The organism is Brevibacillus nitrificans, assembly GCF_003710965.1.
Taxonomy (GTDB): Bacteria; Bacillota; Bacilli; order Brevibacillales; family Brevibacillaceae; genus Brevibacillus; species Brevibacillus centrosporus.
On the sequence record NZ_RHHU01000003.1, the window covers coordinates 448,984 to 463,367 of the forward strand.

The following is a 14,384-nucleotide window of genomic DNA, read 5'->3' on the forward strand; positions in this document are numbered from 1 at the left end:
TAAAAGAGGTGAGTAAAATTGAATCTGTCAGAGCTATCGATTAAACGCCCCGTTACGATGATCATGTTGACGGTGGCCATGCTTATTTTTGGCTTCGTGTCCTTACCCCGCCTGGCAATTGATTTGATGCCTGAGCTGAACTTTCCGGTAGCGGTCGTCGTAACGTCCGTAGACGGTGGTTCGCCGAGCGAGGTAGAGAAGCTCGTAACGAAGCCGATTGAGAATGCCCTCGGAACGGTTTCTGACCTGGATAGTATTTCCTCCGTTTCGATTGAGGGTGCATCGCAGGTTATTTTGATGTTCAACTGGGGTACGGACTTGGACCAAGCGACCCTGGATATGAGGGAAAAGGTGGATCAGGTTCGAGGAGCCTTGCCTGATTCCGCACATGCACCACGTGTACTTCGGATTGATCCGAACTCTCAGCCGATTATTCAATTTGCGGTAACGGGTGATGCGGATGTAAACAAACTGAAGGACATGGCAGAGGATTTGATCCAGTCCCGTTTGGAACGGATTGACGGTGTAGCCTCTGCAGCAATCAACGGTGGTCAAGACCGTGTCATTGACGTTATCGTAGATCCAGCCAAGCTTTCTGCCTATGGCTTGACGCTTGATCAGATTCAGCAATCCCTCGGCAGCAGCAACTTGTCCGGTTCGGCAGGGGCTGTTCGCGAAGGGGATGGAAAACTTAACATTCGGGTACAAGGTGAGTTTGCCAATGTCGAGCAGATCGCTCTGACGCCGATATCCGTAGGAAGTGGCGGTTCAATTCGCTTAAGTGATATCGCACAGGTGAACGATACGACCGAAGACGTCACGCAGCTGAGCTATGTAAATGGAAAACCAAGCTTGGGCATCTCGATTACGAAAGCATCCGGTGGTAACACGATTGAAGTAGCCGATGCCGTAATCAAAGAGATGGAGCAAATCAAAAAGGATTTGCCTGAAAACATACAAGTAACAACTACGATGGATACATCTACTTACATCAAAGACTCTATTTACACAACCGCTGAGCACGCCCTGCTGGGTGGACTTGTCGGGATTATCTTGCTGTTCTTCTTCTTGGGAAGCTTCCAGTCTATGATCATCGCGATCATCGTACTGCCCGTTTCGATCGTAGCGACCTTCCTGCTCATGTACATGACGGGGCAGACAATCAACTTGATTTCCCTTTCCGGTTTGACACTGGGTCTCGGGTCCTTGATTGACTTCGCGGTCGTTATGTTGGAAAATATTTTCCGACAACGTGAAAAAGGGAAAGGCATGATGGAAGCGGCACTGGTCGGTTCCAAAGAAGTGGGAACCGCGGTTATGGCTTCTGCCTTGGCACAGATTTGCGTATTCTTGCCGATTGCTTTGACGGAAGGGATCGCAGCAGAATTGTTTGGACCACTTGCTCTGACGGTGGTATTCTCTCACATCGCAGCACTCGTGTTCTCGATTCTGCTCGTACCAATGCTGAGCTCCCGCATTTTGAAAAAGGTGCCTGAGCATACTGAACGCAAAAATTACAAAGGGATCAACCCGGTTATCTGGTTTAATATCGGGTTCCATAAAGTAGAGAAAGCTTATGCCAAATTGCTCGGTTGGGCTTTGGGCCGCCGTAAAACGGTTATCGCCGCAGCAATCATCATGATGGTGGGCTCTCTGGCTTTGACACCTATGATCGGTGCTGAATTTATTCCGAGCATGGACCAGGGGCAAGTATCTGTCTCCATCAAGATGCCGAGCGGTACGGTGCTGGCTGAGACAGAAAAAGTCACGAAACAAGTGGAAGAAATCGTGAACCAGGTGCCTGAAAAAGACATCGTGGGGGTATCGATCGGAAGCAACGGCTCACCGCTCGCAAGTACCTTATCCTCTAACCAGGCGACTATCAGCTTGAAGCTGGTGGATGTAACAAAGCGTCAGCGTTCGTCGGATGATATTGTGATTGATTTGACGAAGAAGCTCAAGTCGATTGCAGGTCCGGAAATTACGGTAAGTGCTGCAGAAGGAATGTCTACTGGATCGCCAATCGAATTGACGGTTCGCGGGGATGATCTGGAAGTTTTGAAAGACATTAGTGGCATTGTGAAAGGCGAAGTTGAAAGTGTACAAGGTACGAATAACGTAACGACGAGCTTGGAAGAATCCCGTCAAGAGTTTGAAGTGAAGGTAGACGCCGAAAAAGCGAGCCTGTATGGTTTGACAACCGGCCAAATTCTTTCCACAGTTCGTACTTCTTTCCAAGGACAGACAGTTACGAAATATCGTACAGGTGACGACGAGATCGATGTGAAGCTGCAGTTGCCTGAAAATTATCAGGAAGATATCAACTACTTGAACAACTTGCGTATCTCGGCACCAGGCGGAGCACAAGTCGCGCTCTCTTCTGTGGCGACGATCAGCAAAGTCGATGTACCATTGACGATTAATCGTTCCAACATGACGCGTGAAGTGAAAGTGACCGCTGATTTGGCAGGTCGTGACCTGAACGCGGTTTCCAAAGATATTCAAGCCAAAGTGGATAAGCTGAACCTCCCTGACGGCTACAAGCTGGAGTTTGGTGGTCAAAGCCAAGACATGGCGGAATCGTTCGGCAGCTTGGCACTAGCGATTGTCTTGTCCGTAGTATTGCTGTACATGGTAATGGCAGCGCAGTTTGAATCACTTTACAGCCCGTTCATCATCATGTTCTCTGTGCCACCTACAGTCACAGGGGTATTGCTTGGACTGCTGGTTACAGGCACGTCGATCAGCGTTTCCGTTTTGATCGGTTACATCCTGCTGATTGGTCTGGTCGTGAACAACGCGATTGTATTGATCGACTACATCAACCAATTGCGTGCGCAAGGCTGGGAACTTCGCGATGCAATCCTGCATGCAGGTCCGATTCGTCTGCGTCCGATCTTGATGACGACATTGACTACGATTCTGGCAATTGGTCCATTGGCATTCGCAGGCGGATCCGGTACAGAGACGCAAGCACCGATGGCGATTACCGTTATCTTCGGTTTGAGCTTCTCGACTCTGATTACGCTTGTACTGGTGCCAGTCGTTACCTCGTGGTTCGATGATAGAGGGAAAAAGCGCCGTGAAAAACGCGCACTGAAAAAAGCGAAAAAAGAAGCCAAGAAAAATGCCAAAAACGCTCCCGCTCTGGAAGTGTAGACGTTTGTGGGATAAGGAGGGACATATATGATTAAAATCAACAAACCCGTCATTCTAGCTTTGCTCGCCATCAGTCTGGTGGCAGGTTGTTCCAGCCCGCAAGCGGCAGAGACACCTACAGAAAAGACGGAGTCCGTAACACCGGTGCAAGTGGAGCAAGTCACTACCGGTACAGTGAGCTCGGAGGCTGGGCTGACTGCCAAGCTGGCACCAAGTGAAGAAGTGCAGGTAACACCAAAAGTAAGCGGTAAAATTTCGTCGCTTCCGGTAAAGCTGGGGCAATACGTGACAAAAGGTCAGGTCCTCTTCAAAATTGACGAGCAGGACTTGAGTAATGCCGTTCAGCAGGCGGAAGCTGCCTATCGTGTGGCGCAGGCTAACCTGAGACAGACCAACAGCAGCTCTGACCAAGGACTGGTCCAAGCGAAAAACGGACTGAAGCAAGCGGAGCAAGCCTTGGCGGATGCCAAGCTGAACCAGCAACGTATGCAGGAGCTGTTTACACAGGGCGCGATTTCTTCGCAGCAGCTGGAGCAAGCAAACACCCAGCTGACAAATGCACAGACATCCTATGCGAACGCGCAGCAAAGCCTGCAGGCAGCGCAGCAGAAAACGGGCGCACAAGTATCCGAGGCTTCGGTGAACCAATCGTCTGTCAGTCTGCAAAACGCACGTAACCAGCTGGCGAATGCAACGGTAGTAGCTCCAATCAATGGCTTTATCTCCAGTGTGAACGGAGCGGTTGGACAGATGGCGGGTCAACAGCCCGTTGTGGTGATCGTCAACACGAATCCGCTGCTGGTGAAAGCCAATCTGTCCGAGGCTGACATCACGAAAGTAAAAGTCGGCACGGCTGTAAAAGTGAATGTGCAATCCACCGGAAAAACCATCGATGCGAAGGTTTCGGCGGTCAGCCCGGTGATGGATTCAGCGTTGAAAGCCTATCCGATTGAAGTGACCATTCCCAATGCGGATAATTCTCTGAAATCCGATATGGTAGTCAATATTTCGTTCCCGAATGCTTCGGGTGAACAAAAATCCAGCCTCGTTGTTTCTCGCAAAGCCGTGTTCGAGCGTGAAGGCAAGCAGTACGTATTCAAGCTGGAAGGCGATGTAGCGAAACAAGTGGAGGTAACAACCGGTGCTTCTACCAGCGATACGATCGAGATCGTGTCCGGAGTATCAGCAGGGGATCAGGTCGTGGTCAAAGGTCAAACACTTTTGACAGACGGCAGCAAAGTAAGCATTCAGAAGTAAAGCAACGAGGAAAGAGACGGGCGAGGCTCGTCTCTTTTTTGTATGCACAGCAATCAAGTAGCTCCAGTCCAGTGGGGGAAGGTGAAACGAAAAAAGGCAGTCCTTTTTATTTGGGGACAGCCTTTTTTCTTCCACTTCGTTATTCTGTGAAAGCTTTTGAATAGTGGACGACACCTTGCACTTTCGCAAGAGCATTCTCCGTTAATTCCATGGCCATAAAGAATTCTGGAGGAACATCAAAGGGAGCTTTTATTTTCCACAGGCTAGCTGGTTTAAAGCCAAACCTCGGGTAGTAATCTTTATGTCCTAAAACAATGACTGACTGGTAGCCTACTTCTTTAGCCTTGATCAGGGCTTCGCGTATTAATTGGCTGCCAATCCCTTTATTCTGAAGCTTAGGAGCAACGGAAACGGGAGCAAGCGCCAATGAGTTTGCGATAACGGTGTTACCCTCGGTGATGTGAATTTTGGACAAAAGGATATGTCCGACAATCTCGTTATCTTGTGTTACAGCGACTAAAGAAAGCTCTGGAACGAATGCATCTGATTTTCGAATGCGGCTAACCAGCAAATGTTCTGTTTTGTCGCTGAATTCTTCGTTCAGAAAAGCACGCTCGACTACTTCTTCTGTCTGGTTATAATCTTCGGGGAGCTCTTGTCTGATCAAGATATCCATTTATTTTCTCCTATTCTTTGCGTCCATTGAAACGAGCGTAACGATCGGTTTCGCGAACAACATTCGCTCATTTCGGTGATTTCAGTGTAAATACAAGTACAGGTAAAGTCAACTACAGTACGGAGTGGTAGAAGTGAGGGAAACAAGTAAACATAATAATTATTACGTAAACACAAATGTCACGGATTTAAGACAAAGTGTCGGTCCCACTTTTGACATGAAGAAAGTTTCGCTACAATAAGGTAGATAGTGGATGAATCAAATTTGGAGGTATGTATGACTGGAAATCTTTCCATTTTGTTAGCCTTTGGCGCGGGCTTTCTTTCTTTTATCTCGCCTTGCTGTCTGCCGCTTTATCCTTCCTTTTTATCATACATAACGGGGATTACCGTCGATGAAGTGAAGAAGGGGAGAACTGTTTTTCAAAAACAGGCGCTCTTGCATACGCTGTTTTTCATCATCGGCTTTTCCATTATTTTTATCGCGCTCGGGTTATCGACCTCCTGGATCGGCAGTTTGTTTGTCAATCAAAAGGACTTGATCCGTCAGCTAGGCGGCATTTTGCTTGTCGTCATCGGACTGATTATGCTTCAGGTGTTTAAAATGGATTGGATGATGCGCTCATTTAAGGTTGATTTAAAATCGCGCCCATTGGGGTATACTGGGTCCATACTGGTAGGAATGACTTACGCGGCTGGTTGGACGCCATGCGTGGGACCGATTCTTTCCGGGATTATTGTCATGGGCGTGACGGATCCTTCTCGTGCCTTGTCGTATACACTCGCTTATACATTGGGTTTTGCTATTCCGTTTTTTGTAATGACTTTCTTTATCAGCAAAGTAAGCGCGATCGTCAAATACTCCGATCAGTTTATGAAGGTGGGCGGCGCTATCATGATTGTGTTTGGCGTGCTGCTGTACACCGATAAAATGACGGATATTACACGTGTGCTCATTCAACTGTACGGTGGATTTACAGGATTCTGATCGAATGAAGCAGAGGTGACGTAATGAACAAAATAGCGTTGGCGATGCTGGTTACAGTAGGCGTCGGCTATGCGGTCTGGCAGCAGCCTCAGGAGTCCGTCGCGGTTGTGTCTGAGGTGCAAAAGCCGGAAGTAGGGTTTGCAGCGCCTCATTTCTCTTTGACTGGGCTGGATAATCAAGTGTACAAAGTTGAAGGAAAAAGGGACAGGCCCGTCATTCTCAATTTCTGGGCATCCTGGTGCGGTCCTTGCCGTATGGAGGCGCCGGATTTGCAGAAGCTCTACGAGAAATACAAAAACCAGATCGATTTGTACGGCATCAATGTAACCAACAACGACAGTCCAGAGGCTGCAGCCGCGTTTGTACAGAGCTACAAGCTCACGTTTCCGATTCCTATGGATGTGGCCGGAACGGTCTCCAACCGATATCTGATTCAAGCGTTTCCAACTACGTACGTGATCGATATGAATGGCGTCGTCCGAAAGAAGATTATCGGGATGATAGATGCACCGACGCTAGAGCTGGAAATGCGCAAGCTGCTCCAGGAAAAACCGTAAACGATAGAGAGAACCTCCCAAAACGCTGTGTGTCCGCGCAGCGTTTTTTGCTTTTGCCACGATGGCCATCACAGATGATTGTCATTTCCTTGCCGCTGCTTTTCTGGAATGGGAAGCGGGCCGCAGCGCTATTTATTCTTGACTGGATATTTCAATTTGTTGGTCATTTCTTCGAAGGAAATCCTCCGTCCTTTTTCAAGAATCCTGTTTATCTCCTAGTTGGTCCGTGGTGGATCCTAAAGAGGCTAGGGCGTTTATTGTTAGGAAAACCATTCAAATAGGGCTGCATGCAACCGTTCTGCCTATTTTCGTGTAAAGAGCCCCGTTTTGTGTCTTTGCCTAAAGAATGGGGTTGTTCTCCTTCATAGACTGGAGTGATCTAGGGCTAAGGGAGGGGAGAAGATGGCTAAGGCAAAGAAAATCAAGAAGAAAAACTCTAGGCAGCATCCAAATCAATTGAACTTGAAAATTGTGACTTCTTCTACTTGTCAGGTGTGCAAACAACAATGTGCGCGTGGGTTAGCATATCTCGAGAAAATGTCCCAGCCCGGCGAGATCGGATACGGGGTGCCGTGCATCCTGACGAAACGGCAGACATAGGCGGTTGTATAGAGAGAACCCTTCATCCAGCGGAGACGAGGGGTTTTTTCGCATGCAGAACGAACTGTTTCCCCCCACGAATGCCTGCGTTCTATGGCAAGATCGTCTGGCATGTACTATACTGAAGAGACTTCTATTTTGCAGATGAAAGGAGGGTGATTTTGTGCGTCCCTTGCAAATATCGCCCGAAACAGCCGTGAAATTGGCTGAGAAACTGAATGTTCCGCTGGAGCAGCTGATGCATATGCCCCAGCATATTTTGATGCAGAAAATGCTGGAGCTGGCCAAACAAGAAGAGGAAGAGAAGAACCAAGAGTAAGCCGTACCGACTGTTTGAAAGACAGGAGTTTTCGATGCGGCTGTAGAATCGTAAACACGAAACAAAGCATGGAGGAGGAGGAATACATATGGCAGCAAACGTGTCTCACAAGCTCCGTAACGGGATAAAACCTCAAGCATTTATCGATGGGATGACCAAGAATCAGGATACTTTTCTCAGCAGGAAGGCAGAGTTTTCGTGGCCGAGTGAGGAAGACCGTGCTTTTTTTGCTTCGCTCGCCAATCGGGATGATCTTCGTTGCCTGATCATCGCGGCGGACTGGTGCGGTGACGTTGTCCGCAATATACCGGTGGTGCTGGAAGCCTTGAAAGAAACGGAAATACCAACGGAGATTTTTATTATGGAAGAGCATCTGGATCTCATGGATGAATTCTTGACTATGGGTGGCCGCTCCATCCCGGTAGTTCTTTTCGCAGATACGGGTGGACATGTGCTGGCGAAATGGGGACCGCGTCCAAAGCATGTCCAAGACGTGATGATCGCGTTTAAGGAGCAGAACCCAGATCGCAATGCACCTGCGTATGAGGAGAATCTCAAGGCTGCACGCGCGGAAATGCTCAAGCAATACGGGGAAGGTACTGGATACCAAGCTGTCATCGTGAAAGAGCTTCGAGAACTTCTTTCTTCCATTTAACGATTGATTTCGTGGCGGGCGGAGATCCTCTCCGCCTGTTTGCACGATTTCGTGGTTCGACGCAGAATCAGATGTAGAAAGGTTGAATGAAATGCACTACTACGGTAATGAAACGATCATGTCCTTGGAGCAAGTCCTGCGATTAAAGCCATCGGAAGTACGTATTCTGGAATGGGTACGGACTTATGAGTTTTTGGAAAACAGCTATGGCATTGACGAGTCTGTACCGTACTTTCTGGATATCCAGTGCATGGCAGAAGGGGTACGTATACGGAAAAATCGCATAGCAGATTTTCCGGAATTTATTTGTGAAGAAGAGCGTTCTTTTCCAACCGTGGAAGAAGCATTGGCTGTTTTTCATCAGTGGGCTGAGGAAATTTTGGCGAAGCTGTAAGTGGTGAGAAAAATCAAACGTTGATTTTCTATCAAAATTGTGCTAGTATGAAGTCACAGATTGATATGCCGGTGTGGCGGAATGGCAGACGCGCGCGACTCAAAATCGTGAGGGAAACCGTGGGGGTTCAAGTCCCTTCACCGGCACCACTATTTCCATAACGGTAACGATATAGCACACACTCGAAGTGTTTACAGCGCTTGGGAGGTGTGTTTTTTGATTTGTCTTTTTCCGTAGCCGAAATTCGCGCAAACAAAAATCCCCCCGAAGAGGGATTAGTAGCTCAGAACATTTTCTTGATACCTTTTCATCACCGTATTCGCAATGCCAATCTTGCTGTCCAGATAGCCAGTCGGATTGACAGAGGCGATCGATCCACTCTCTAGCTCCTGCAGTCTCAGATCAACGAGGAACCCAGCTACTCTCGACAAATGATCAATGACAGTTATCAATTCCGTTTGCGGTTGTTGTGCACCCAGTTGTAACGAGGCGGCATGAATCTCCGTAATCTTTTTGTACAGCTCCATGAGATATTCTGAGTTGAGTTGGGTCATGATTTCACTCCTTTCAACAGGGCTGATACTTCATTTCTATGTAGGAGTGATGAGATTAGAACAAGCTTTGTAAGCGTTTTCCTTCATGAGAATTAGAGAGCGAGCTGGATATCGTGACGGAGCAGCTCCATTTTAGCAGAAAATGAAAAAAGCCTTGCTGCGCAAGACTTTTCAGATGGAGCGGGTGATGGGAATCGAACCCACGCTACTAGCTTGGGAAGCTAGAGTTCTACCATTGAACTACACCCGCAAACGTTTTTTGTTGCTTTTATTTTAACAATATTATATAACGTTCAATCAAAGAAGTCTAGTGGATTACATGATCCTGTAGTTTTTTACAAGGGCTCACTCACTCGATTCGGAATGTGCCCATTTTTAGGGTACACATAGGGCAAGCCAGTGTAAATATCAGGAAAATCATCTGCACCATGTGGAGTCGCCTCGAAGTATGGTATCCTTAGGAAACAAAGAATGAACTGTCCGAATAGGAGTGATTCTCGCGTGAATATGTGGATGCTTTCAAAAGTGATGGTGGCAGCCGTGTCTGGCTTTTTCATGTTTGGGGATGTGACGGAAACGGAATCAAGCGGAGGATCAGAAGCTGTCAACCATGCCCCGGCTCTCACGGAAAAAATGCCGGATGTAGAGACGATCTCTCCTTGGGTTGAGTATAAAATCGATGTCAGCGAGGTTTTTTCGGACGCGGATGGAGATGAACTCATTTATTCGGCCTTATCTCAGAGTGAGGCCGTCGCAAAAGTGGAAGTGGAAGGGAGCCTGGTGAAAGTCATGGCTCAAAAGCCTGGGGAAGTGACGATCATCGTGACCGCAAGTGATCAAAAAGGCGGAACCGCATCGACTGCCTACCGTTATAAAATAACAGAGTGATGCAAGGGAAGGCTGTCGATTACGTTTCGGCAGCCTTTCCTTGCAGATTCCGATGATTCGCAAACATTCCAACATTACATAAATTTATGTAGGTATAATACAGTTGAACATGGTAGGATGGAGAAGGAAGCAGGGGCAGTCAAAAGTCCTTCCAGGTAAAATCGATGCTCAAGTGTCCGATGGGCTTTTCTTTTCGCAAAGTACGCGATTTCGTGGCCAATTCTGGTTTTCGAAAACAAACGAGGTCTGTGTAATACCCAAAATCTCGACAGATTTCTGGGCGTGCTGCGTGTATTCCGCACTGGTCTTTATCGAGGTCGTAAAAAATACAGGTTCCCAATAAGCGTTGCTGCTTTTCCAAGCTCTCGCGGATTTTTCGCGGCATGCTTTTGAGCATCTTCTGTATCTTTTTTAGCTCATATTCGGTTATGGGAACAGGACCACAGCAAAGTCCTTTGCAGCCCTGGCAAGGTAGTGTCTCCATGATTGTCGAGCCCCTTCCATGATTCATAAGGTTTTCTCAATGAACATTATGGAAGTTGAAGGGGTGTTTGTAAATAAAAAATATTCAATCATACCACAAAACAAGGATTTTGTCAATAATTATTTTAAGTTTGAAAGATATCCCGATGCCTGGGGCCATCTATACAGGAAACGCCAGGTGATTTGCGGATCATAGAGCTGGCTGCAAACGAGATAAGAAGGATACCGGTAAGGTGGAAAGGAAGTTGCGATGATGCTGGAATATTTGCGTGGCTGGATGCTGGCCCCTCCCTCTACTGCTCGAATCCAAGGCGAATAACGATTCTGGGGAGGGCTGTAAGTGAGTAGGAAGACCGTGTTTCATCCGTTGATTATTCGCTACGGGGTATTTATGCTAGGATTGGCCATCATGGGGTTTGGGATCGGGATGATGATCCAGGCTAATCTAGGAGTAGCGCCATGGGATACGCTGCATATTGGATTGCAAAAAACGTTTGGCTTAACGATTGGGATGTGGTCGCAAATCGTGGGTTTGTTGATCATCGTTTCCTCTTATGTGATCGGGAAAATAAAGCCTAGCGTAGGAATGTTTTTGAATATGTTTTTCTTTGGGCTGTTCATTGATCTTTTTATGTGGCTGAAATGGATACCGATCGGCGGAACGCTCAGTGAACGTATTTTTCTATTTGCAGCTGGCTTGTTGATCTACACGTTCGGGACTGGCATGTATATCTCTCCGCATCTGGGGGCAGGACCGCGGGACAGCTTTATGCTAGCGCTGCATGACCGAACCGGCTGGGATGTCGGCCGGATCAGGATCGGGATTGAATGCACCGTGACATTGCTAGGTTTTTTGCTGGGAGGTCCTGTTTCTATCGGTACTTTGGTAACAGCGCTATCGATTGGCCCTTTGATTAAACGCTTTATCCCCATGTGGGAACGCGTGATGGCAAAGCTGAATAGCGTCAGAAGCGAAAGTCAGTTAGCCAAATAAAAAACGGACCGCCATGGAGCAGCCTTCATGGCGGTTCTCTTTTCAAGTCAAGGAAGGAAGAAAGCAGCAAACCCAACTGTTCTTTTTTGAGAATCACCCTTATAAAAAAGAGAGAAATAAGGTATAATATAGACTTGTGAAAGAGTGCGAGAAATCATTCGCACTTTTTGTCGATGAACGTAGAACGGAAAGAAATCCTTTGCTATCGAAAGAGAGTGGGAAAAATGGGTCGTAAGTGGAACAATATTAAAGAAAAAAAGGCGTCCAAAGACGCTAGCACCAGCCGTGTATACGCAAAGTTCGGAAAAGAGATCTACGTGGCTGCAAAGCAAGGCGAGCCTGATCCTGAATCGAACCGTGCGTTAAAAGTCGTACTTGAGCGTGCCAAAACATATAGCGTACCGAAAGCTATTATTGACCGGGCGATTGAGAAAGCAAAAGGTGGATCGGATGAGGTCTACGACGAACTGCGTTATGAAGGCTTCGGACCGAATGGCTCCATGATTATCGTGGACGCCCTCACCAACAACGTGAACCGTACAGCTCCCGAAGTACGGGCTGCATTCAACAAAAACGGTGGAAATATGGGTGTAACAGGTTCTGTTGCCTATATGTTCGATGCTACTGCCGTTATTGGTTTGGAAGGAAAAACAGCGGAAGAAGTCTTGGAAATTTTGATGGAAGCGGATGTAGATGTTCGCGACATTATCGAAGAAGACAACGCTGTGATCGTCTATGCCGAGCCGGATCAGTTCCATGCCGTACAAGAAGCTTTGAAAGCAGCAGGTGTATCGGAATTTACAGTAGCAGAGCTGTCCATGCTGGCGCAAAATGAGATTACGCTGCCAGAGGATGCCATCGCACAATTCGAAAAACTGATCGACGCGTTGGAAGATTTGGACGACGTGCAGCAAGTGTATCACAACGTAGATTTAGGCGAGTAATCTGGACCAAAACCCGAGGCTCTCACAGCTCGGGTTTTTTATGTGCGCTGCGAGTGGACGTCATAAGAGGATGAGGTTTTCTATCGTAACAAGAGGAGACCTCCGATGCTGGAAGTCTCCCTATCTGGTGGGCTTGTCCGTATGTGTGTTGGTAATGATCAATGCTCATGCTCGTGACGTCGTAAATCCACGGATCGCAATTCATCCTTCGCTTTTTCCACCAGGACCTGATAGTCTCTGACTACCTCGGTCAAAGCGGCAACGGACTCTTTGTATTCTGATTCATTACAGATCCCGTCAATGGCTCGGTGGAGATGAAACATCTTATCTTCGGTTTTTCGGATAAATTCTACCCAATCCATCCCGTTCATCAAACTCCTCCTTTCCCATCGTAGTTTATACATCTGCTGGAGAATGTATGCAAGGATGCAAGAGGTATCGACAGATCCATAAGACATTTAGTCTTGTTGAAAATGAAAGTTCATGATAACATACCTCACATCAGAAAAACTTTGTTTGCTAGGTAACGAGGATGTACTGGGAGTGAAACGAATATGGACTATTTAGCCAAGCTAAACAAACTGCTGGAAAAAATCATGCCTGCGCTTACTCCCTGCAGCGTAGTGATTGGCGTGCTGTCAGGAAGTCATTTGCAGCCTTTCTCTTTCCTGTCTCCCTGGGTGTTTGCGTTCATGACTTTTTCGGGGAGTCTGGGATCGGGTTTTGGAGAATTCGCTCGAGTACTTGCGCGACCACTTCCGCTTGTTGTTAATTTGCTCCTTTTGCATGCGATCATGCCTTTTGTGGCTTGGGGCGCTGCGCTCTTGTTTTATCCCGATGATGTGCACGTCTTGACGGGGCTCCTATTGGCAGCTGTGATTCCTACCGGGATCTCCAGCTTTTTATGGACTTCGATTTACATGGGGAATATCGCTTTGACCTTGTCCATTATCTTGGTGGATACGATGCTGGCTCCATTGATTGTTCCGTTAGGCATGGCTTTGTTGGTCGGAGCCAAGGTCGATATGGATGCAGGTGCGATGATGCAAGGGCTTTTCTTGATGATTGTGCTCCCGTCGTTATTGGGAATGCTCCTGAACCAGCTGACGCGTGGTGAAATCAAAAAGACATTGGCTCCGAAGCTCGCTCCGTTTTCGAAGCTGGGAATGGGTGTTGTCGTTGCGATTAATGCGTCTGTCGTTTCCCCTTATTTGGTGCAGGTCGATGCAAAATTAATCGGCTTGGCTGCTCTCGTTCTGTTGTTAGCCATCTTGGGTTACTTGATGGGGTGGTGGGTTTCGCGAGCTTTTGGCTGGAAACGTGACATCATTGTAACATTGACCTTCAATACCGGGATGCGAAATATCAGTGCGGGTGCCGTAATGGCTATTGCTTATTTTCCTGCCCCGGTAGCATTGCCTGTTGTACTGGGAATGCTGTTTCAACAGACGTTGGCTTCGACCTTTGGGAAATTCCTCTCTCTGGTTGAAAAGGAGCATACGGAGAAACGTGTGGAAGCGACAAATCAAAAAGCTATGTAATGTCAGAGAAACTAACATGAAAATCAAAAAACTCATTGACACCTGCCGCTATTATGTTAGTATATATTACATAGCATGCATTCTCTCCACTTCCTATCTTTGACCCAGAATAGTTCTGGGTCCTTTTTTTTGCCTGAAATCATGCATGTTGAAGAGAAACGCTGTCACTAGTGAGACGGAAGGCAGGACATGCGAATCATTTGGTGAATACTGGTGTGGAACAGTGAGTAAAGAAGTGGTGAATCACCGTAACACGCAATTGTTTGTGTGGTCCCGAGAATGGGAACGGCAAGAATACCTAATCAAACCGGGCATGATAATAATGAACAACGCTCCGTCTCCAACTCTATTTTCTTTGAACCGAACGGAAGAGGTG

General features: G+C 47.3%; 17 protein-coding genes and 2 tRNA genes. 14 read left to right on the plus strand and 5 right to left on the minus strand.

Going from position 1 to position 14,384, the window contains the following annotated elements; genetic code table 11:
* Positions 1-18 precede the first annotated feature (18 nt).
* Positions 19-3,159 (plus strand): efflux RND transporter permease subunit, encoded by a 3,141-nt coding sequence (locus EDM59_RS04070; protein WP_122922431.1) that lies wholly within the window; start codon positions 19-21, stop codon positions 3,157-3,159.
* A gap of 30 nt (positions 3,160-3,189) precedes the next feature.
* A complete protein-coding gene (locus tag EDM59_RS04075; RefSeq protein ID WP_122923368.1) occupies positions 3,190-4,416 on the plus strand; it encodes an efflux RND transporter periplasmic adaptor subunit in 1,227 nt (408 codons plus the stop codon).
* Positions 4,417-4,555: 139 nt separating this feature from the next.
* On the opposite strand, the gene EDM59_RS04080 is transcribed toward EDM59_RS04075, so the two are convergent.
* Positions 4,556-5,092: a GNAT family N-acetyltransferase gene (locus EDM59_RS04080; protein WP_122922432.1), complete on the minus strand. Its 537-nt coding sequence runs from the start codon at positions 5,090-5,092 to the stop codon at positions 4,556-4,558.
* Between the two features lie 276 nt (positions 5,093-5,368).
* Here EDM59_RS04080 and EDM59_RS04085 point away from each other — a divergent pair, with 276 nt between their 5' ends.
* The 8 genes from EDM59_RS04085 (at position 5,369) to EDM59_RS04120 (ending at position 8,753) form a co-directional block, all read left to right on the plus strand.
* Complete coding sequence (locus EDM59_RS04085; RefSeq protein WP_122922433.1) at positions 5,369-6,079, plus strand: cytochrome c biogenesis CcdA family protein; 711 nt, start codon at positions 5,369-5,371, stop codon at positions 6,077-6,079.
* 23 nt (positions 6,080-6,102) lie between these two features.
* Complete coding sequence (locus EDM59_RS04090; protein WP_122922434.1) at positions 6,103-6,636, plus strand: TlpA family protein disulfide reductase; 534 nt, start codon at positions 6,103-6,105, stop codon at positions 6,634-6,636.
* 74 nt (positions 6,637-6,710) lie between these two features.
* Entirely contained in the window at positions 6,711-6,917 is a 207-nt protein-coding gene (locus EDM59_RS04095) for an Mpo1-like protein (RefSeq protein ID WP_122922435.1), read from the plus strand.
* Between the two features lie 121 nt (positions 6,918-7,038).
* A complete protein-coding gene (locus EDM59_RS31345; RefSeq protein ID WP_092266860.1) occupies positions 7,039-7,236 on the plus strand; it encodes a hypothetical protein in 198 nt (65 codons plus the stop codon).
* Between the two features lie 163 nt (positions 7,237-7,399).
* Positions 7,400-7,555 (plus strand): YycC family protein, encoded by a 156-nt coding sequence (locus tag EDM59_RS04105; RefSeq protein WP_092266861.1) that lies wholly within the window; start codon positions 7,400-7,402, stop codon positions 7,553-7,555.
* A gap of 88 nt (positions 7,556-7,643) precedes the next feature.
* Positions 7,644-8,210 (plus strand): thioredoxin family protein, encoded by a 567-nt coding sequence (locus EDM59_RS04110; RefSeq protein ID WP_122922436.1) that lies wholly within the window; start codon positions 7,644-7,646, stop codon positions 8,208-8,210.
* 91 nt (positions 8,211-8,301) lie between these two features.
* A complete protein-coding gene (locus tag EDM59_RS04115; RefSeq protein WP_122922437.1) occupies positions 8,302-8,604 on the plus strand; it encodes a hypothetical protein in 303 nt (100 codons plus the stop codon).
* A 67-nt stretch (positions 8,605-8,671) separates the two neighbouring features.
* Positions 8,672-8,753 (plus strand) — tRNA-Leu (locus EDM59_RS04120).
* 126 nt (positions 8,754-8,879) lie between these two features.
* On the opposite strand, the gene EDM59_RS04125 is transcribed toward EDM59_RS04120, so the two are convergent.
* Both EDM59_RS04125 and EDM59_RS04130 read right to left on the minus strand, forming a co-directional pair.
* The gene (locus EDM59_RS04125) at positions 8,880-9,158 is read right to left on the minus strand and encodes a hypothetical protein (protein ID WP_122922438.1); all 279 of its coding nucleotides are present in this window, start codon (positions 9,156-9,158) and stop codon (positions 8,880-8,882) included.
* Positions 9,159-9,334: 176 nt separating this feature from the next.
* A tRNA-Gly gene (locus EDM59_RS04130) sits at positions 9,335-9,408 on the minus strand.
* 251 nt (positions 9,409-9,659) lie between these two features.
* On the opposite strand from EDM59_RS04130, the gene EDM59_RS04135 reads away from it, so the two are divergent.
* The gene (locus tag EDM59_RS04135; RefSeq protein WP_122922439.1) at positions 9,660-10,046 is read left to right on the plus strand and encodes a hypothetical protein; all 387 of its coding nucleotides are present in this window, start codon (positions 9,660-9,662) and stop codon (positions 10,044-10,046) included.
* A 139-nt stretch (positions 10,047-10,185) separates the two neighbouring features.
* Here the strand turns inward: EDM59_RS04135 and EDM59_RS04140 are convergent, their stop codons facing one another.
* A complete protein-coding gene (locus EDM59_RS04140) occupies positions 10,186-10,530 on the minus strand; it encodes a YkgJ family cysteine cluster protein (RefSeq protein ID WP_122922440.1) in 345 nt (114 codons plus the stop codon).
* A 339-nt stretch (positions 10,531-10,869) separates the two neighbouring features.
* Between EDM59_RS04140 and EDM59_RS04145 the strand changes: the two genes are divergently transcribed.
* Positions 10,870-11,523, plus strand: coding sequence for a YczE/YyaS/YitT family protein (locus EDM59_RS04145; protein WP_122922441.1), 654 nt, complete (start codon positions 10,870-10,872; stop codon positions 11,521-11,523).
* Between the two features lie 224 nt (positions 11,524-11,747).
* The gene (locus EDM59_RS04150; RefSeq protein WP_092266868.1) at positions 11,748-12,467 is read left to right on the plus strand and encodes a YebC/PmpR family DNA-binding transcriptional regulator; all 720 of its coding nucleotides are present in this window, start codon (positions 11,748-11,750) and stop codon (positions 12,465-12,467) included.
* Between the two features lie 158 nt (positions 12,468-12,625).
* On the opposite strand, the gene EDM59_RS04155 is transcribed toward EDM59_RS04150, so the two are convergent.
* Positions 12,626-12,838, minus strand: coding sequence for a hypothetical protein (locus EDM59_RS04155; RefSeq protein ID WP_122922442.1), 213 nt, complete (start codon positions 12,836-12,838; stop codon positions 12,626-12,628).
* Between the two features lie 183 nt (positions 12,839-13,021).
* On the opposite strand from EDM59_RS04155, the gene EDM59_RS04160 reads away from it, so the two are divergent.
* Positions 13,022-14,008 carry a bile acid:sodium symporter family protein gene (locus tag EDM59_RS04160; RefSeq protein ID WP_122922443.1) on the plus strand — a complete coding sequence of 329 codons (987 nt, stop codon included), beginning with the start codon at positions 13,022-13,024 and terminating at the stop codon, positions 14,006-14,008.
* The last annotated feature ends 376 nt before the right edge of the window (positions 14,009-14,384 follow it).